General features: G+C 71.6%; 19 protein-coding genes. 9 read left to right on the forward strand and 10 right to left on the reverse strand.

Annotated features, from left to right (window positions below):
• Positions 1-28 precede the first annotated feature (28 nt).
• From JK364_RS06760 to JK364_RS06775, 4 genes are all read right to left on the reverse strand, one after another.
• On the reverse strand, positions 29-1153 hold the full coding sequence (locus JK364_RS06760) for an asparaginase (protein WP_201848378.1): 1125 nt from the start codon (positions 1151-1153) through the stop codon (positions 29-31).
• Between the two features lie 46 nt (positions 1154-1199).
• On the reverse strand, positions 1200-3308 hold the full coding sequence (locus tag JK364_RS06765; RefSeq protein WP_230991339.1) for a SpoIIE family protein phosphatase: 2109 nt from the start codon (positions 3306-3308) through the stop codon (positions 1200-1202).
• 99 nt (positions 3309-3407) lie between these two features.
• Positions 3408-4262, reverse strand: coding sequence for a caspase family protein (locus JK364_RS06770; RefSeq protein WP_201848380.1), 855 nt, complete (start codon positions 4260-4262; stop codon positions 3408-3410).
• A gap of 142 nt (positions 4263-4404) precedes the next feature.
• Positions 4405-5016, reverse strand: a complete 612-nt coding sequence (locus JK364_RS06775) for a TetR/AcrR family transcriptional regulator (protein WP_201848382.1) — start codon at positions 5014-5016, stop codon at positions 4405-4407.
• Positions 5017-5116: 100 nt separating this feature from the next.
• On the opposite strand from JK364_RS06775, the gene JK364_RS06780 reads away from it, so the two are divergent.
• Both JK364_RS06780 and JK364_RS06785 read left to right on the forward strand, forming a co-directional pair.
• On the forward strand, positions 5117-5539 hold the full coding sequence (locus JK364_RS06780; RefSeq protein ID WP_201848384.1) for a nuclear transport factor 2 family protein: 423 nt from the start codon (positions 5117-5119) through the stop codon (positions 5537-5539).
• Between the two features lie 273 nt (positions 5540-5812).
• Positions 5813-6490 (forward strand): Rossmann-fold NAD(P)-binding domain-containing protein, encoded by a 678-nt coding sequence (locus JK364_RS06785; protein ID WP_230991340.1) that lies wholly within the window; start codon positions 5813-5815, stop codon positions 6488-6490.
• A gap of 64 nt (positions 6491-6554) precedes the next feature.
• Here the strand turns inward: JK364_RS06785 and JK364_RS06790 are convergent, their stop codons facing one another.
• From JK364_RS06790 to JK364_RS06805, 4 genes are all read right to left on the reverse strand, one after another.
• Positions 6555-6794: a DUF397 domain-containing protein gene (locus JK364_RS06790; protein ID WP_201848386.1), complete on the reverse strand. Its 240-nt coding sequence runs from the start codon at positions 6792-6794 to the stop codon at positions 6555-6557.
• Complete coding sequence (locus JK364_RS06795; RefSeq protein WP_201848388.1) at positions 6791-7612, reverse strand: helix-turn-helix domain-containing protein; 822 nt, start codon at positions 7610-7612, stop codon at positions 6791-6793. Before JK364_RS06795 ends, JK364_RS06790 begins: the two co-directional genes overlap by 4 nt.
• Positions 7613-8351: 739 nt before the next feature.
• Entirely contained in the window at positions 8352-8864 is a 513-nt protein-coding gene (locus tag JK364_RS06800; protein WP_201848389.1) for a hypothetical protein, read from the reverse strand.
• Entirely contained in the window at positions 8861-9286 is a 426-nt protein-coding gene (locus tag JK364_RS06805) for an ATP-binding protein (protein WP_307841173.1), read from the reverse strand. The genes JK364_RS06800 and JK364_RS06805 overlap by 4 nt, the downstream gene beginning before the upstream one ends.
• 574 nt (positions 9287-9860) lie before the next feature.
• On the opposite strand from JK364_RS06805, the gene JK364_RS06810 reads away from it, so the two are divergent.
• Positions 9861-10676, forward strand: coding sequence for an SDR family NAD(P)-dependent oxidoreductase (locus tag JK364_RS06810; RefSeq protein ID WP_201848969.1), 816 nt, complete (start codon positions 9861-9863; stop codon positions 10674-10676).
• A 115-nt stretch (positions 10677-10791) separates the two neighbouring features.
• Here JK364_RS06810 and JK364_RS06815 read toward each other — a convergent pair whose 3' ends face one another.
• A complete protein-coding gene (locus JK364_RS06815) occupies positions 10792-12153 on the reverse strand; it encodes an NsdA family TPR-like regulatory protein (RefSeq protein ID WP_372461914.1) in 1362 nt (453 codons plus the stop codon).
• Positions 12154-12472: 319 nt separating this feature from the next.
• On the opposite strand from JK364_RS06815, the gene JK364_RS06820 reads away from it, so the two are divergent.
• The 5 genes from JK364_RS06820 (at position 12473) to uppS (ending at position 16186) form a co-directional block, all read left to right on the forward strand.
• Positions 12473-13339, forward strand: coding sequence for a Sco1979 family transcriptional regulator (locus JK364_RS06820; protein WP_201848395.1), 867 nt, complete (start codon positions 12473-12475; stop codon positions 13337-13339).
• 1 nt (position 13340) lies between these two features.
• Positions 13341-13580, forward strand: coding sequence for a DUF397 domain-containing protein (locus tag JK364_RS06825; protein ID WP_201848397.1), 240 nt, complete (start codon positions 13341-13343; stop codon positions 13578-13580).
• A gap of 204 nt (positions 13581-13784) precedes the next feature.
• Positions 13785-14387: a hypothetical protein gene (locus tag JK364_RS06830; protein WP_201848399.1), complete on the forward strand. Its 603-nt coding sequence runs from the start codon at positions 13785-13787 to the stop codon at positions 14385-14387.
• A 66-nt stretch (positions 14388-14453) separates the two neighbouring features.
• Complete coding sequence (locus JK364_RS06835; protein WP_201848401.1) at positions 14454-15266, forward strand: SAM-dependent methyltransferase; 813 nt, start codon at positions 14454-14456, stop codon at positions 15264-15266.
• Between the two features lie 128 nt (positions 15267-15394).
• Positions 15395-16186, forward strand: coding sequence for a polyprenyl diphosphate synthase (uppS, locus tag JK364_RS06840; protein ID WP_230991342.1), 792 nt, complete (start codon positions 15395-15397; stop codon positions 16184-16186).
• A gap of 166 nt (positions 16187-16352) precedes the next feature.
• Here the strand turns inward: uppS and JK364_RS06845 are convergent, their stop codons facing one another.
• Complete coding sequence (locus tag JK364_RS06845; RefSeq protein ID WP_201848405.1) at positions 16353-17579, reverse strand: acyl-CoA dehydrogenase family protein; 1227 nt, start codon at positions 17577-17579, stop codon at positions 16353-16355.
• Between the two features lie 193 nt (positions 17580-17772).
• Between JK364_RS06845 and JK364_RS06850 the strand changes: the two genes are divergently transcribed.
• Complete coding sequence (locus JK364_RS06850; protein WP_201848407.1) at positions 17773-18429, forward strand: TetR/AcrR family transcriptional regulator; 657 nt, start codon at positions 17773-17775, stop codon at positions 18427-18429.
• Positions 18430-18445: the final 16 nt, after the last annotated feature.

Here is an 18445-nt window from a genome sequence, read left to right on the forward strand (position 1 = left end):
ACCGTCAACGCCCCAACGGCGTCCGGAGTTAGTGGTGGACCGTGAACTGGCCGGTGCCCAGGGTGTGGAACCAGGTCTGGATCCGGTGCTCGTTGTGGGTGGTGGCGAGCGAGAGGAGCAGCAGCAGCCGGGCCTTCTGCGGGGTCAGGTCCTGGGCGCCGATGACGCCGCGCACATCGGGGTCGTAGACCGCGCCGGAGCCGGTGCGGGAGGCGGAGACCATGACCACCCCGTTCTTGACGGCGTCGTCGCGGGCCTCGGTCATGGCCGGGGAGAGTCCGCCCGCCCCGGTGCCCGCCGTGACGATCCCGGCCGCCCCGGCGTCGGCGAACGCCTTGATGGCCTGGGGTCCGGCGCCCTGGTAGCTGTAGGCGATGTCGACCTTCGGCAGCGGCCGCCGGGCGATCCGGTCGAGGTCGAACGGGGTCTTCCAGCCGGGTTTGCCGCACTGCTCGACCCGGGCGGGCGCGCGGTTGACGCGGATGTGGTTCTGGTCGATGACGCCGAGCTCTCCGCTGCTGCCGCTGCTGAAGGCGTTCAGCCGCAGGGTGTCGGACTTGCGCACCTCGCGGGCGGCGTGGATCTGGTCGTTGAGCATCACCACGGTGCCGAAGCAGGTGGTCCGGCCGCTGGCGGCGAGGTGGATGGCGTTGTAGAGGTTGGCCGGGGCGTCGGAGCCGATCACCGTCCAGGGCCGCATGGCGCCGGTGAGCACCACGGGCTTGTCGCTGCGGACGGTCAGGTCCAGCCAGTACGCGAACTCCTCCATGGTGTCGGTGCCGGTGGTGACCACGACCCCGTCGTTGAACTTCAGGGCGTGGTCGACGGCGGCGGTGAGCCGGCGGTACTCGGGGATCGTGTAGTTGTTGGAGTCCTTGTTGCCGAACTGCTGGGTGGTCACGTCGGCGATCCGGTTCACCTCGGGTCTGAGGTCGTTCACCAGCCGGGACACCGGGAGCTTCCCCGCCCGGTAGTCGTCGAAGGACACCTTGGTCCTGCTGACGCCCGCGATGGTGCCCCCGGTGCCGATGACGGCGACCTTGGGGGTGGGCCTGGGGATCGGCTCCGCGGCACCGGCGAGGGAGGCCGTGGCCCCCAGGGCGAGGGCCACCAGAGTGATCACTACGCCGGAGCGGCGGGCGAGCTGAGCCATGCGGACGTCATCTCATCGGTGGAGTGCGTGACGGGTCGGCCCTTCTTCAGCCACTCTCCACGGTAACCACGGACTTCTCCGGCAGGCGAGGGCGGCGCAGCCGGGCCAGCAGCAGGGCCACATCGTCGTCCGGCGCCCCGTGCAGCGCGGCCAGCACCTGGTCGCAGATCCGCTCCAGCGGGCCCTGGTGGCGGCGCAGCAGCTGGACCAGGGTGTGCAGCCCCACGTCGAGGGACTGATGGCGCTTCTCCACCAGGCCGTCGGTGAACAGGGCCAGCAGCGCGCCCTCGGCCAGTTCCCGCTCCACCGAGGCGAAGGGGACGCCGCCGACGCCGAGCGGGGCGCCGGTGGGGATGTCGATGAGCTCGGCGTCGCCGCCGGGATGCACCAGCACCGGCGGCAGATGGCCGGCGGTGGACATCTCGCACCGTCCGGTGCGCGGATCGCAGACCGCGTAGAGACAGGTGGCGATGGACTCCCCCAGGCTGGGCGTGATCTCGTCGAGATGGCACAGCACCTGGGCCGGGGGCAGCCCGAGCCGGGAGAAGGCCCGGGTGGCGGTGCGCAGCTGGCCCATGATGGCCGCGGCGTGGATGCCCTTGCCCATGACATCGCCGACCACCAGTCCGACCTTGCCGTCCGGGAGGGGCAGCACATCGAACCAGTCGCCGCCGGCGGCGCTGACCGCGGGCAGGTACCGGGAGGCGATCTCCAGGCCGTCCAGGTCGCGCGGCTGCTGGGAGAGCAGGCTGCGCTGGAGGGTGAGCGCGGCGTCGCGTTCGCGGGCGTAGAGCCGGGCGTTGTCGATGCACAGGGCGGCGCGGATGGCCAGTTCGCAGGCGAGGGTGAGGTCCTCCTCGTCGAACGGCCTGGGGTTGATGGTGCGGTGCAGGCTGAGGGTGCCGAGCACACTGCCGCGGGCGATCAGCGGGGCGGCGAGGTACGAGTGCACACCCTCGCGCAGCAGCACCCTGGCGGCGTCGTCGTCCCGGGCGATCCGCCGTACGTCCTTCTCGGTCACGTGCGGCACCAGCAGCGGCCGGGCCTCGCGGACGCACTGGGTGATCAGCCGGGTGGGTTCGTAGCGGGCGATCTGCCCGACCGGGTCCGCCGCGTGGACGGCGTCGGTGGGGTACCCGGCGGCGACGGCGAGCGCCCGGAAGCGGGCGGAGCCGTCGGTCCACACCCGGGGCGTGGCCTCGCGGTGCACCACGGAGTCCAGGACGTCGACGGCCGCGAGGTCGGCGAGCCGGGGCACGGTCACATCGGCGAGTTCCTGGGCGGTCTGGCGCAGATCCAGCGTGGTGCCGATGCGGACGCTCGCGTCGGCGATCATGGCCAGCCGCTCCCGCGCCTCGGCGATCTCGCTGGTCTCCCGGTGCCGCCGGGAGATGTCCATGATGGAGACGGCGATGCCCAGGATCCGGCCGCTGGGGTCCTCGAGCCGGTAGTACGACTCCGACCAGGCGTGGTCATGGTCGGGGTCGGCGGGGGTCCGGCCGACGCTCTGCTGGTCCAGCAGCGGCTCACCGGACTCCAGCACCTGCCGCATCGCGCCCTCTATGGCCTGGACGTCGAGCCCCGGCAGCACCTCCCCGAGGCGGTGGCCGCGCACCTGGGACTCGGTGATCGAGTTCATCTGCTGGAGGGCCGGGTTGGCAAGCAGCCAGCGCAGCTCGGTGTCGAACACCGCGAGCCCCACGGGCGACTGTTTGATCAGGAAGCCGGAGACGGCCAGGTCGGTCTCCAGCAGCCGTACGGTCCCCTCGTCGGCGGCCAGGCCGAGGGCGTAGCCCTCGCCGTGGGTGTCGCGCAGGCCCATGGTGCGGAACTCCACCTTGAGGGTGGAGCCGTCCGGGCGGCGGACCGGGAAGACGCCGGACCAGGTGTCGCCCGCCCGCACGCGTGCGAAGAGCTCCACGGCCGCCCGACGGTCCTTCGGGTGGACCAGCAGCTTGTCCGCGCGGCGCCCCAGCGCCTCGGCCGCCCGGTAGCCGAACAGCTGTTCGGCCTCGGGGCTCCAGAGGGCGATCCGTCCCTCGACGTCCAGGGCCACGGCGGCGACCCGCAGCAGGTCGAGCACCCCTCCCGGGCCGGTCGCCATGCTGCTGATAGCCGCCTCTTCCTCCGGGTCCACACGGTCATGCGTCGTCATACCGGCACCTCACCGGCTCGCCGTGCCCTCCTACTGTCATACCTCGCCCGGCGGGCCGCCGCACACGGATATGACATGGGCACGGTCTCAGATCCCGGTTCAGATGGTGAAGGGCCGCTGCCGGGCGAAAGCGGAGTTCGGCGCACCCGCCTGGAAGAGGTTGGGCGTCTGGTCGGGCGGCATCCGCTTGACGATCTCCCGATGCAGCCCACGGTAGCTGCCCGCGAAGGCACCGCCCCGCCAGACCTCCAGCAGGGTACCGGTGAACAGCCCGTTGACGATCCCGTCGGCCGAGGTCTGATTGTCCTGGCAGCCGGAGATCTGCAGCACACTGGCGTCGATCCTGGCGAGGTCCTTGGCGGTGCGGGTGTTCTGGATCCGGTCGTAGGCGTCGCGGTCGCGCCGATAGACGGCGGTCTGCACCGACTGGGGCATGGCCCGGATCCTGCGGCCGACCTCCTGGGGGTCGGCGGTGCTGAAGCGCCGGTCGAGCTCCTGGGGGCTGAGCATGTCGGGCAGCCGCCGGGCCACGGTGCCGCTGTGGCAGCTGTCGGAGAGCAGCCAGATCCGCACCCCCTTGGCGAACTTCCCGAACAGCTCGAAGAGCTCGTCGTCGACCAGCTGCCGGTCGTACAGCACCCACGTCTCGTCGAGGCGGTCACCGGTCTCGTCGTGGTTGAGGTCGGGCACCTGGCCGCCGTGGCCCGAGTAGGTGAGGAAGAGGATGTCCCCCTCGGCCAGCCGCCCGGCCGCGGCCTCCAAGGTGGCCGTGACCGTCTCCGCGGTGGCGGCCGGACTCAGCAGCGGGCCGGTCACGTCGAACCCCGCGGAGTCGGCGAGCCCGGCCATGTCCACGGCGTCCTGCTCGCAGGCGCCCAGCTCACCGCTCCAGCCGTCGTACGCCGCGGGGTCCACCTGATTGAGTCCGATGTGGACGGAGAGGCCGATGGACATGAGGGCTCCTTGGGTCGAGGACGTGCGGCGGCTCACCATCGCTCGTCAAAAGCGATGATGCGGGGCCGCGCCCCGCCATGCCCTGTTCTCCGGCCCCATCCGGAGGAGGCGCCCCGCACGCACCCGGTGGGCGCCGCGGCCGTCAGGCCCCGCGCGGCCGGGCGTCCAGGGCCCGCAGCGCCATATCGGCGGCGCGCTCGAAGTAGCCGGGCTCCAGGGGCGCGCCACGGGCCGAGACCCGCCAGTACACCAGCCCGCCGAGCAGATCCAGCGCCAGCTCGCGGTCGAGGTCCGGCGGCAGCTCACCGCGCTCGACCGCCCGGTCCAGCGCATCGGTCATCCGGGCGCGCCGCGGCTCGCCGACGCAGCGGGCCAGGGCCCGGCTCAGCTCCTCGTCGCGCTGCGCCTCGGCGATCAGGTCCGGCAGGATGCGGGAGAACCGCGGATGGGTCAGCCAGTCGGCCACCGCGTGCAGCCCGGCCAGCACATCGCCGCGCAGGGATCCGGTGTCGGGCGGCTCGACCAGGGCGACGCTCAGCTCGGACACGACCGCGATGACCATCCGCTGTTTCGAGGGCCACCGCCGGTACAGGGCGCTCTTGCCCACCCCGGCCCGTTTGGCCACGGCCTCCATCGACAACCGGCCGTAGCCCTGCTCGGCGAGCTCGTCGAGGACGGCTTCGGAGATGGCCGCGGTCTTGTCCGCGCGCAGGGTGGCGGCGCCGCTCGGAGGGCGCCGGACGGGCTCCGGCATGACTCCGAGGTTAACAGATGGACGGGACGGTACCGTCTCGTTCTATGCTGTGCGGACGGGACGGTACCGTCCCGTCCTATTGATTGAGGAGAGATACGTCATGGACGACCGCGTCAAGGTGTTCGAGCGGGCGAAGGAGCTGCTGCTCGGCCACGACATGATGGGATTCGCCGATCTGTGGGCCGTGGACGGCACCATGGAGTTCCCCTTCGCCCCGCCCGGCCGGCCGCGCCTGCTGGAGGGGCGTGAGGCCGTGCGCGCATACGTGCGGGACTACACCGACCACATCGATCTGCGCGCCGTCGCGCACGAGGTCGTCCATCTCACCGAGGACCCCGGCGTGCTCATCGTGGAGTTCTCGATGGACGCCGTGGCCGTCGGAACCGGCCGCCCGCTCCGCCCCGGCTACGTCGCCGTCATCACCGTCCGCGACGGCGAGATCGCCTCGTACCGTGACTACTGGAATCCGCTGATGCTCAACGAGATGAGCTCCGGTTCCGAGGAGGGCCGGACCCATGGCTGAACCCACCGTTCTGGTCCTCGGCGCCACCGGGAACACCGGCTCCAGGGTGCTGCGGATGGTGCGCGCGGAGGGCGCGCGGGCGCGGGCCGCCACCCGGCGGCCCGAGGCCGCGGGCGCGGCGGGCGCGGGCCGCCACCCGGCGGCCCGAGGCCGCGGGCGCGGCGGGCGCGGGCCGCCACCCGGCGGCCCGAGGCCGCGGGCGCGGCGGGCGCGGCCGACGCCGTACGGTTCGACTGGCACGACCCGGCCGGCCACGCGGCGGCGCTGCGCGGCGTGGACCGGCTCTACCTCGTCGCGCCCCTGGGGGTGGCCGAGCCGCTGTCCGTGGTCGAGCCGTTCCTGAAGACGGCGGTCGCCCAGGGCGTACGGCGGGCGGTGCTGCTGAGCTCGTCCGCGGTCGACGAGTCGGACACCGGCCTCGGCGCGCTGCACACGCTGGTGCGGCGGACCGTGCCCGAGTGGGCGGTGCTGCGGCCCTCGTGGTTCATGCAGAACTTCACCGGTGACCATCCGGCGGCCCAGGCCGTCCGCGGCGACGGCGAGATCGTCACCGCCACCGGGGACGGCAGGGTGGCCTTCGTCGACGCGACGGACATCGCCGCCGTCGCCACCCGGGCCCTGCTGGACGACCGTCCGCACAACACGGACCACGTCATCACCGGCCCGGAAGCGCTCGGTTACCCGGAGGCGGCGCGCATCCTGGCGGAGGTCTCCGGGCGGCCGGTCCGCCATGTCGCGGTGGAGACCGGGGAGTTGGTCGAGAGGCTGAAGGCGACAGGGATGCCGCCGGAGTACGCCGCGTTTCTCGCCGGGCTCGACGAGGACATCCGGCACGGCGCGGAGGACCGTACGACGGACACCGTCGAACGGGTCACCGGGCGCGCTCCCCGCTCGTTCCGCGCCTTCGCCGAGGCACACCGCGCCGCGTTCGCCCCGCCGTCGGCGGCCTAGACGTTCGTCTAGACCCCGGTCCGGGTAGGGGAAAAATCCGCCGGACACCCCGGAGCGGCCGGGCTCAGCGGGCCGCGAAGGCCAGGAAGTCCGCCCAGGCGGTGGCGGCTATGTGGAGGCGGGGGCCGTCGGGGTTCTTGGAGTCCCGTATGTGGACGGTGGTGGGGGTGGTGGCGACCTCGACGCACTGGCCGCCGCCCGCGTCGCTGTAGCTCGACTTGTGCCAGTCGTAGGCGACCTCGACGCAGTCGCCCCCGCCCGCGTCGCTGTAGCTGCTCTTGAACCACGCCAGGTGATCGGTCATCTCTCACCCATCAGCTGCTCGATGAAGTTTTGGGATTCCTCTGGCCCGAGGGCCTGCGTGCGCATCATTGCATAGCGGCGGGCCAGGGGACTCACCCGGTCCGGCTTGGACACCAACGTGCTCTCGCCGTTGCTCTCCATGTAGCCAAGGGTGGCCGCGTCGGGGGTCTCGATCAGCTTCATCGGGCCGAGCAGGCCAGCGTGTTCGGCGCGGCTTAGGGGCATGACCTGGATCGTCACGTTCGGCAGTTGCGCGTACTCGATGAGGTGCCTGAGTTGGGCCCGCGTGACCTCTGAACCGCCGATCTCTCGTCGTAGCGCAGCCTCGTCGATGATGGTGTGGATCAGTGCCATGGGCTTGCGAGTCAGTAGCGCCCTGCGGTCGATACGGGCCTCTACAAGTTGCTCAAGCTCTTCTTCCTCGAACGGCGGATAGGCGCTCTTGAGCAACGCGCGGGCGTAGTCCTTCGTTTGCAGCAGACCGTCGATGACCTGTGTGCAGTACGACGAGACAGCCGCCGCCTCCTGCTCAAGCTGAACGAAGCCCTGGAAGTACACCGGGTAGCGCTCAAGCCGCAAGTACTTGATCGCGGAACGAAGCAACCCGCCCGCGTCCAGTGCCTTCTCGGCCGCGTCGATAAACTCGTCGGTCGGCGGCTTCGCGCATGTCTCGACGGCGCTCACCGCCGACCCGGTGTAGTTCATCAGCGCACCCAACTCGTCCTGGGTCAGCCCCGCCCGTTCCCGCAGAAGCCGCAGGACAGCGGCGAAGTACTGCACGGTCGGCGGAGCGGAGTCCTTCTTCTTCGACTGGGCCACGCGGGCCACCCCCTCAACAACTCTCAACGCCAATCAACCTGCGTTCGACCAGAGTTGCCGGTCGCCGCAGCCAACGCTCTGTTACTGGTGAAGGTAGCCGCCTGCACTGACAGTGGGAGCATGAACGCGGAAAGTCACGACGTGGGGGCGGGGCGAGTGGCGGCATCCGGGCTCGCGGGCCGGGGTCGATCCGGACTGCGGGCCGGACGATGCGGCCCCTCCGGGTACCTCTCTCAAAAACACTTGATCTGGCGCAACTAATAAGTCAAGCAATCTCCAGAGGAGTACCCCACCCCCGGCAGAGTCGTCCGGCGTCGGCCCAAGCCCCCGACTGCGGAAGCCGCCACCGGGCCCGACCTCCCACCGGCCCGGCGGCCGGCGACGCGGCCCGCGCCCCCCACCTGCCGCCCCCATGCTCAAATGCGCCGAAGGCGCGAAACGGCGCCGCAGACAACCAACGACAAACGGCCCCGACGCTCACTCCAGGACATGCCGCAGATCTCACGCCCCCTGGACCGCCTCGGCCGCGACGCGCGAACGTACGGCGATGCGCGAGCGAAAAGCCACTCGGCTCCGGCGGGCCGCTACGGGGTGTCCGACGGAACGTGACGCCTGCGGCGCGCTGCTCCCCTCCCCGCACCTTCCCACCCAGTGTCGATGGGCGGCTCCGCCGCGTGGGACCAGCCACGACGGCGCCGCGGACGATCGACGGCACCTCGCGGCACTTCCCGCGGAGCGCTCAGCGGAACAGCGCACCCGGGAGGCCGGGGCGGTCGATGGCCTCCTGGAGGGCGGCGCGCAGGGTGCGGCTGTCGGTGAGGGGGCCGCCGGGCCGGATCAGCCAGACATGGCCCTGCCGTACGCAGCCGGGCCTGGGGCAGCGCAGCACCCGGCCCGGCCCGGCCGCGGCCACCGTGCGGCGGCGGGCGTGGGCCGTCCCGGCCAGCCAGACCTTCCACTCGGCCGCGGATCCGGGCGGCACGAGGAAGGAGAGCACATGGCTGGCGGTGGCCAGCATCACCGGTCCCGCCGCGTCGCGCCGCTGCAGCGCCTGGACCACCGCGGTGCCGATGTCGTCGCACATCCGCACCAGGTCGAAGACCGGGCCCACCGGCAGATCGGCGAGGCCGGTGCCGCTGGCCCACTGGAGCCGCACCCGCCCGGGGTCGTCGCTCGCGGCCAGCAGCCATTCGGCCGCGTCGGTCTCCACGGTGACCCGCATCCGGCGCTCCCCCCGCGCCCACGCGCTCATGAGGTGGCCACCAGCGGCAGGGTGAACCACACCTTCTTCCCCCGGACTCCGGGGTCGGGCGGCTCGGTGCCCCAGTCGGCCGCCAGGTCCTCGACGATGGCCAGCCCCCGACCGGATTCCTCGGTGGGCTCCGGCTTGCGGGCGACCGGGATCACCGGCGAGCCGTCGGCCACCTCCACCCGCAGCTCACGGCCGAAGCGTTCCAGCGAGACGGTGATGGTGACGGTGTCGGCGGGACCGGAGCTGCCGTGCTCCACGGCGTTGGCGAACAGTTCGTTGGTGGCGAGGACGACATGGTCCACGATCGCGCCGAGCCGCCAGTCGCGCAGATGTCCGGCGACCATCCGGCGCACCGCGGCGGCGCGGTCGGGCAGGGCGGGGAACTCCGCCCGGAAGAGCCGGCGGGTGTCCAGCGGGATCACCGTCCTCTCCCCTCCGGAGCAGGGGACGGGGATCGCCGGGGCGGCCGGGCCGTCGGCCGGCGCGGTTCTCGGCGCGGCGGCCCGCCCGGTAACCGGATCGGTTCGCGGGCGGTCCGCGGAGACCGCAAGGCCACGGCTGGGGCCCATCGTCTCGCCCTCCTCATCGGCCGACGCCGGCCGGTGCGACAGTCCTGGACAGGATCGGCTCACGGTGTCGGTCCTCACGGTCCTCATCGGTCTGTGGACTCTGCTGGCATACGGGCACATGGGGTGATTGATGTTCCGGTGAGCGGGTAAGCGCATTCTGGCGACCGACGGCGTGGCATCTGAGCAGGTGACAGGTGGTGCGCACACCCCACCCGACCCGCCTGGACCAGCTGCCACGGACGGAGACGGCCCGGTCGCGGTGAGTGCCGGTTACCGGCATGGTTCCTCCTTCGAAGGCAGCGCAAAGCGCCATCGGTCGCCGTTCATGTAGACAAACGGTTGGACCGGCCGGCGGGCGAGAGGGCATGGGGGTTGTCCGGTTGTACGGGCGTAGTGGTTCGGGCTGTACGGTCCGGACGTGGCAAGCGTGAGCGAGGGCCGCGAGGGGCGGCCCGGCCCGGGGGGACGGTCCGGTGTGGACGGCAGACGCGTCCTGGTGACCGGGGGCTCCCGGGGGCTGGGGGAACAGATCGTACGGCTCCTGGCCGCCGGCGGGGCGCGGTTGGCCACGTGTGCGCGGACCCCGGAGCACCTGCGGTCCCTCACCGCGTCCCTGAGCGCCGAGGGGTACGGGGAGCCGTTCACCCGAGCCCTGGACGTCACCGAGCCGGAGTTGCTGGAGCGGTTCGTGGATGCGGCGGGGATACGTTTCAGCGGTCTTGACGGCGTGGTGGCCTGCGCCGGTGGCGCCCGCGGCCGCGGTATCGAGGACGCCGGTCCCCAGGACTGGTCGCTGACCTGGGAGATGAACGTCGGTCATACCGCCCGGCTGGTGAAGGCCGCGGTGCCGCATCTGCGCCGGGCGGGCGGCGGCTCCGTGGTGGTGATCGCCTCCATCTCCGGCTGGAAGCCGGGGCCGCAGGCGCAGTACGGGGCGGCCAAGGCCGCCCAGATCCATCTCGCGGCCTCACTCGCCCGTGAGCTGGGCCCGGACGGAATCCGGGTGAACGCCGTCTCCCCGGGGTCCATGCTGATCCCCGGGAAGCGGTGGGACCGGATGCGCACCGAAGAGCCCGAGGCCTACGCCCGGTTCACGGCCGAGCTGCCGCGCGGTGAACTGGTCACCCCGCGAGAGGTCGCCCAGGTCGTGGCGTTCCTGCTCTCGGACGCCGCGAGCGGGGTCTCCGGTGCGCATCTGCCCGTTGACCGGGCCCAGAACGCCCCCACGCCGGGAGGCTATTGACCCCCCGGCGCTCCCCCGAGCGGAGGCGCTCCGGACACGCCACCGGCCGCCCACACGGAGCGGCCGGAGACCTCACTCAAGGCACCGGCGGGGCGAGGCCCCAGGGCCGGATGCCTCAGGCGGCCACGCCGAGCACGGTCCGGGAGCGCTGCTCGAACTCCCTGACCACGGGCTCCCCGCGGTGCGGCCGCAACCGGGTGCGGAAGTCGCGCAGCGCCTGGATCGAGCGCTCGCTGTGCACCCCGCTGAGCGTGTCGAGCGCCTCGCCCGCGGTGCCCACGGCCTCGTCCAGCCGGTTCTGCTGGAGGTAGGCCGTGGCCAGCACGGATCTGCTGATGGCCTGGCGCCGGCGCCGCTCGGCGTTGGCGCGCACGGATTCGGCGGCGGCGTGCTCGGCGTCCGTGGCGTTCCCCAGGTCGCGGAAGCACAGCGCCGCCTCGGCGGCCAGATAGTGGTGGTCGAGGAAGCGCACCCAGGGCGACTCCTGCTCGGGCCCCTGGCTGGCGTCCAGTTGGGCCTCGGCCGTGCGCAGCGACTTGGACGTCTCGCGGGGCTGGTCCAGTGCGGCGTAGCCACGGGCGGCCATGGCGTGCAGCCGCATCAGCCCGAGCGGGCTTCCGGCGTGCTTGGCGGTGGCGACACCGACCCGGGCCAACTCGACCCCCGCCTCGGGCTGGCCCAGGTTGGTCGCCAGATGGGACAGGCCGGCCAGGATCTGACCGCCCAGGACCCGGTCGCCGCCCTCGGCGCACAGCCGCAGCGCCTGGGTCATATAGCGCTGGGCCAAGCCGTATTCGGCGTTGTCATAGCTGCTCCAGCCGGCCATCGCGGCCAGCTTGGCGGCCGCGGTGAACAGCTGGCGGCGCTCCTGCGGTGGCGCGCCGCGCTGCTGGAGCATGGGGACGACCTCGGTCGACAGATAGAGCACGATGCTGGCGCGGACCTGGCCGCCGCCGAAGCGATTGTCCATCTCGTCGAACATGTTGATCGCCGCGTGGACCTGTTCGACGCGGCCGCCTTCGGCCGCGGGTGCTAGCCGGGCGGTGTCCTGGTTCTCGACCAGCCACAGCAGCCATTCACGCTGTGGGGTCACCAGCGCGCCGGCGACGAAGGGCACCGCACCCAGCAGGCTGCGGCGGGATATGTCGGTGGAGCCGAGTTCGGCGAGCGTGTGCAAGGTTTCTGCTACGTCCTCCCGGTAGGCCAGCGCGCGGGCCACGACCGGACGCTGTCGGTCGGAGATGAACCCCAGCTCGGCGGGGCCCACGGGCCTGCCGAGCCGGTGGGAGAGCACGGCGGCGATCAGCTCCGGCGTGGTGCCGCGCGGCTGTCCGCCTTGCAGCCAGCGGGTGACGGACGCCTTGTCGTAGTTCGACTCGCGCCCCTGCCTACGGCCCAGTTCATTGACCCGCAGGGCCAATGAGGCGTAGGAGCACCCGGATTCCTTCAGAGCGGCGGCCAACGCGCCGTTGGACACGGCGCCTTGGCGCCCGCTTACCGGCTGTGCGTGATGCGTCACCGTGACCGTCCCTGTGTCGAGCCACGGCGGTCTGCGGGATCCCCGTCGTTCGCGGCCCACCGGTCAGCCGGGGGCCTCAACGACGTTGTGGACATAGGTGGTTGGGAGCCCTCGCCATGGAGGGTGAGATGGGTCACGTGCTCACTATGCGTGGCGAAGCCGTCACCCCGCAACCTTCGTTCTGATAATTTCAAACCGCTCCGCTCGCTCTGTCTGTGTCATCCATCGCGTGGCACACTGTGCAGGCATATGACAGCCATTCCTACGGGAGGCGGACGTGAGCGAGGCACGGCCGGCCGGCGCCGCCCCCACCGTCTTACGGAGAGTCCTGGGCAAGCGTCTGCGGCATCTGCGCGAGCGGGCGAAGGTGTCGTTCGAGGAAGCCGCGAAAGCCATCGAGGTCACCCCGTTGACCGTGCGCAGGATGGAAAAGGCGGAAGTCGGCCTCAAGATCCCGTATCTCAAGGAACTGCTGCGGAACTACGGCGTCCGCGGTCCGGAGATGGATGATTTCCTCGCTCTGGCACGCGAGGCCAACCAGCCGGGCTGGTGGCATCAGTTCCGCGATGTGCTTCCGGACTGGTTCAGTGTTTACGTAAGCCTCGAAAGTGAGGCCACCGTCATTCGCGCGTACGAGCCCCACTACGTCCCCGGGCTGCTCCAGACGGAGGACTACGCACGAGCGGTGCTACGCATGGGCTTCCCGCGCGACACCGACGAGGAGCTGGAGCGCCGGATCGCCCTGCGGGTCAAGCGCCAGAGCCTGCTCACCAAGTCGGACGCGCCGACCATCTGGGCCATCCTCGACGAGACGGTGCTGCACCGCCCGGTCGGCGGCTCGCGGATCATGCGCGACCAGATCGACCACCTCATCGACACCTTGGACATCCCCAAGGTCAGGCTGCAGATCATGCGGTTCGCGGCGGGGCCGCACCCCGGGGCCTTCGGCCCCTTCCACTACTTCCGCTTCGGATTCTCCGAACTGCCGGACGTCGTCTACACCGAGAGCCTCACCGGGGCGGTCTACGTGGACAAGCCGGCCGAAGTCGTCGCCTATCTCGAGGTCCTGGACCGGATGGCGGTCCAGGCCGAGCCGATCGGCGACAGCAGCACCATCCTGGCCGAACTGCGTAAGGAGCACTGAGATGCACGACCCCGTCTACACCGGAATGCCGGCTACGGACCTGGGCACGGAGGGCTGGCAGAAGCCCTGGAGCGGGTCCAACGGCGGCACCTGCATCGAGGCCAAGCGACTGCCGGACGGGCGGATCGCGCTGCGCCAGTCCACCGACCCGGCCGGGCCCGCGCTGATCTACACCCGCGCGGAGGTGGCGTCCTTCCTGGAGGCGGCGAAGGCCGGCGAAGCGGACTTCCTCATCGCCTAGAGCGGGCCGGCCACGGCTAGAGCGGGCCGGCCACGGCCGGTTTCCCGAAACTCCCCGAAAACCACTACGCCCGCACAACCGCACAACCCCGCACCGCACTCCCGTCCCCGCCGTCCCGCCACGCACACTGAAGACGCCGTGGCGGGCGGCGGTGTCGTCCCCCTTACAGATGTGCAGAGCCCATGGGACCGACAGGATGCCGTAATGAACCTCGACCACGCGGTGACACAGCACCGCACCCTGATCGTCGAGGGCTGTGACGGAGTCGGCAGGGACGCGCTGCTGACCGGTCTGGCCCGCCGGCACGGCTACACCGTCACCCGCGCCTCCCGGGACCTCCCCCATGTCGACCCGGTCCGGCCGTACCGCGAACTCCTCCAGCACGACGGCGCCCTCGCGGTCGACGCCGCGCTGGTCGGCGAGCTCGTCTACGGGCCGCTGCGCCGTGGCCACTCCCGGGTGACGTGGATTCAGGCGTTCGACTTCGCGGAGGCGGTGGCCGAGCGCCACGGCGCCTTCGTCCATGTGACCGCCCCGGTGCATGTGCTGGAGGACCGGCTGGCCGCGCGCGGCGCCTCGGCGGCGGCCCTCGCGGAGATCGACGCCGCGGTCACCGGCTATGACCACGCCTTTTCCACCCTCGCCGAGCACGCCCCGATCCTCACCGTCGAGGAGCGGCCGGTCTCCGCCGGCGGTCCTGACCCGGATCCGGGCCACGGCGCGGCGGCGCCGGAGCCCCCGGTGGCCTCGTTCGCCCGGCCCTTCCCGCGCATCCGGTCCCCCGTGCCATTCGCCGAGCAGAGCTGAACTCCCCGGCGCCGGCCCTAAGTTGGTGCCCCGCGAATCGCATCCGCACGGCAGGAGACTGGCGCTATGACAGACGGCTCGTCCACCCCCGACCAGCTGGCCATCACCAAGCTCGACACCACCGTGCCGCATTCGGCCCGGATCTGGAACTACTGGATGGGCGGCAAGGACAACTACGAGGTCGACCGGATCGCCGGTGACGAGTACCGGGAGGTCGCCCCGAACATCGAGACCATGGCCCGCGCCTCGCGCGCGTACCTCATCCGCACCGTCACCCATGTGGCGGGCGAGTGCGGGATCCGGCAGTTCCTGGACATCGGCACCGGGCTGCCCACCTACGACAACACCCACCAGGTGGCCCAGCGGGTGGCGCCCGAGGCCCGCATCGTCTACGTGGACAACGACCCCCTGGTGCTCCGGCACGCCCAGGCGCTGCTCACCAGCACCCGCGAGGGGGTGACCGACTACATCGACGCCGATCTGCACGAGCCCGAGCGGATCCTGGAGGCCGCGTCGAAGACACTCGACTTCGACCGGCCCATCGCCCTGATGCTGATGGGCATCCTCGGCCACATCCAGAACTACGACGAGTCGGTGTCGATCGTGCGGCGGCTCCAGGCCGCCTTACCGTCCGGCAGCTACTTCGTGCACTACGACAGCACCGACACCGACCAGGCGCTCAAGCAGGCCCAGCAGGGCTACGACGACACCGGCGCCGTGCCGTACGTGCTGCGCAGCGTCGAGCAGATCAGCCGCTTCTACGAGGGCCTGGAGCTGATCGAGCCCGGTATCGTGTCGTGTCCGCTGTGGCGCCCGGCCCCCTCCGAGACGGACATCGAGACCACCGATGTCCACGGGGGCGTGGCGCGCAAGCCGTGACGTCGGTGACGACCAAACGAATGGTTCGGCCACCGGGGAGGTAACCCCCGCCCCCGTCGCGTCGTCAGACACGGCGCCGGGAAGCGAGGCGGAGGGACGCGCGGGTGTTCGAGGTCGGGGCCTGGAGAATGCCCTCCGTCAAGCGGCTGCTGCGGGCGTCGGTCGCCGGTGCCCCCGTCGTCGTACGGCAGCGCCGCGACCAGGACGAGGCGCCGGGTCGGCCGCGGCACCTGGCCATCATCATGGACGGCAACGGCCGCTGGGCCGCCCTGCGCGGCCTCTCCCGCACCCGGGGGCATCAGGCGGGGGTGCTCGCGCTGCCGCGGGTGGTGGACACGGCTCTGGAGGAGGGCATCGAACACCTGTCGCTGTTCTTCTTCTCCACCGAGAACTGGAACCGGCCGCGCGCCGAGGTGGCCGCCCTGATGCGGCTCACCGCCCAGCTCGCGGACGTCTTCCGCGGCTACGGAGAGCGAGGGGTGCGGCTGCGCTGGCTGGGTTCGGAGGCCCGGCTCCCCCGGGCCACGCTGACCGCGCTCCGCCGCGCGGAGGACGACACCCGCGACAACCGCGCCATGACCCTGGCCTTCTGCTTCAACCACGGCGGCCGGGAGGAGATCGCCCGCGCCGCCACCTCGCTGGCCCGCGCCTCGGCGGACGGCGCGCTGGACCCCGGGCTCATCGACGAGGCCCTGTTCACCCGCCATCTGCCGCACGCCGATCTGCCGGACATCGACATGCTGGTGCGCACCTCCGGGGAGCAGCGCATCTCCAACTTCATGCTCTGGCGGGCGGCCTACGCGGAGCTCTTCTTCGTGGACACCCTGTGGCCCGACTTCACGGGTGAGGAGCTCCGCGCCCTGCTGACCGCGTTCGGGGCCCGGAAGCGGCGTTTTGGCGCGGGCGTCGGCCCCGTCTGACACGCCCGCCGCTCCTGAGCAGGTCGGAGGAAGTCCGCTACGGATCGGGCAGCGCCCCGAAGGGGCGCGGGGCTGTGTCGATGTGCGGCTCCGCCGCGTGGGCGCGACCAGCCACGACGGCGCCGCAGTCGGCCGACGACGCATCGCGGCACTTCCAGCGGAGCACTTAGCGGATCTGGACGCCGGAGAGGGTGCGGGCGATGACCAGGCGCTGGATCTCGCTGGTGCCCTCGAAGATCGTATAAATGGCGGCGTCGCGGTGCATCCGCTCGACCGGGTACTCGCGGGTGAAGCCGTTGCCGCCGAGGATCTGCACCGCCTGGGCGGTGACCTGCTTGGCGGTCTCACTGGCGAACAGCTTGGACATGGAGCCCTCGGCCGACTCGAAGGGCCGGCCGCTCACGGCCATCCACGAGGCGCGCCACACCATCAGCCGCGCGGCGTCGATCCGGGTGCGCATGTCGGCGAGCTGGAAGGCGACGCCCTGGTTGTCGATGATGGGGCGGCCGAACTGCTGCCGGGTCTTGGCGTAGTCCAGCGCGACCTCGTACGCGGCGCGGGCGGTGCCGACCGCCATGGCGCCGACGGCCGGGCGGGACGCCTCGAAGGTGGCCATGGCGGCGTTCTTCAGCCGCTCCCCGCCCGACTTGGCCCTCTCCCGGGCGCGTGCGAGGCGTTCGTCCAGCTTCTCCTTGCCCCCGAGCAGGCAGCTGCCGGGCACCCGCACCTGGTCGAGCACCACCTCGGCGGTGTGCGAGGCGCGGATGCCGTGCTTCTTGAACTTCTGGCCCTGGGAGAGACCGGGGGTGCCGGGCGGGATGATGAACGAGGCGTGGCCCTTGGAGCCTAGGTCGGGGTCGACGACCGCGACCACCACATGGACGTTGGCGATACCGCCGTTGGTGGCCCAGGTCTTGGTGCCGCCCAGCACCCATTCGTCCTTGGCCTCGTCGTAGACGGCGCGGGTGCGCATCGAGCCGACGTCGGAGCCCGCGTCGGGCTCGGAGGAGCAGAAGGCGGCGACCTTCACATCGTCGGCGTCGCCGTACATCTGCGGGATCCAGGTGCCGATCTGCTCCTCGGTGCCGTTGGCGAGGACGCCGACGGCGGCGAGGCCGGTGCCGACGATGGACAGGGCGATGCCCGCGTCGCCCCAGAACAGCTCCTCCATGGTCATGGGGATGCCGAGGCCCGTGGGGTCGAAGTACTGCTGGGCGTAGAAGTCCAGGGAGTACAGGCCGATCTTGGCGGCCTCCTGGATAATCGGCCAGGGGGTCTCCTCGCGCTCGTCCCATTCGGCGGCGGCCGGGCGCATGACGTCCGCGGCGAAGCCGTGGATCCAGTCGCGCACCGCCTTCTGATCGTCGTCGAGCTCGAACGAGAACTCCGCCATGACCCCTCCACGTGCTTGTTACCTGCGGTAACAGCAGTCTGTTACCGCCCAGTAGGCAATGTCAACTCCCCCGGGCACACGGGCCCCGCTCCCCGCTCGGGTGTTACGTTGCGCAGAGCGCGGAGCGCGATCGCGCCGGGAAGCGCGAGGTGCGTAAGGCGCGAGTACGACATCGGGGGCGGGGAGGCAACGCATGCGGACCGGGACCAGCCAGCGGGACGACCAGCGACAGACGGCCCAGCAGAGGCGCAAGGAGCTGCTGGAGGCCGCGGACCGGGTGGTACTGCGCGACGGGCCAGAGGCCTCGATGAACGCCATCGCCGCCGAAGCGGGTATCACCAAGCCCATTCTGTACCGCCACTTCGGCGACAAGGGCGGACTGTACCGCGCGCTCGCCAAGCGCCACACCGACGCCCTGCTCGCCTCGCTGCGCGCGGCCCTGGACGCGCCCGCCGACGACCGCCGGCAGCGCGTGGAGGCCACGCTGGACACCTATCTGGCGGCGATCGAGGCGCGGCCCCAGGTGTACCGCTTCCTGATGCACCCGGCCGACCACGGCCAGCAGGAGCCGGAGCAGACCTTCGACGTGGGCCACCACTCCGCCCCGCTGCTGCGGCGGCTCGGCGAGGAGCTGGCCACGGTGATCGCCGAGCGGGTGGAGCTGGGCCCCGGCGGCGCCGAGGTGGCCCGGGTCTGGGGCCATGGGATCGTCGGCATGATGCACGCGGCCGGTGACTGGTGGCTGCGCGACCGGCCCTGCGCACGCGACCAGTTGGTGCGCCATCTCACCGATCTGCTGTGGGGGCGGCTGTCGCTGGCGGACGACCGGGTCGGCGCACCGGGGTTCTGAGACCCCGCATATCGCT

This window comes from Streptomyces endocoffeicus (genome assembly GCF_016741935.1).
GTDB lineage: Bacteria > Actinomycetota > Actinomycetes > Streptomycetales > Streptomycetaceae > Streptomyces > Streptomyces endocoffeicus.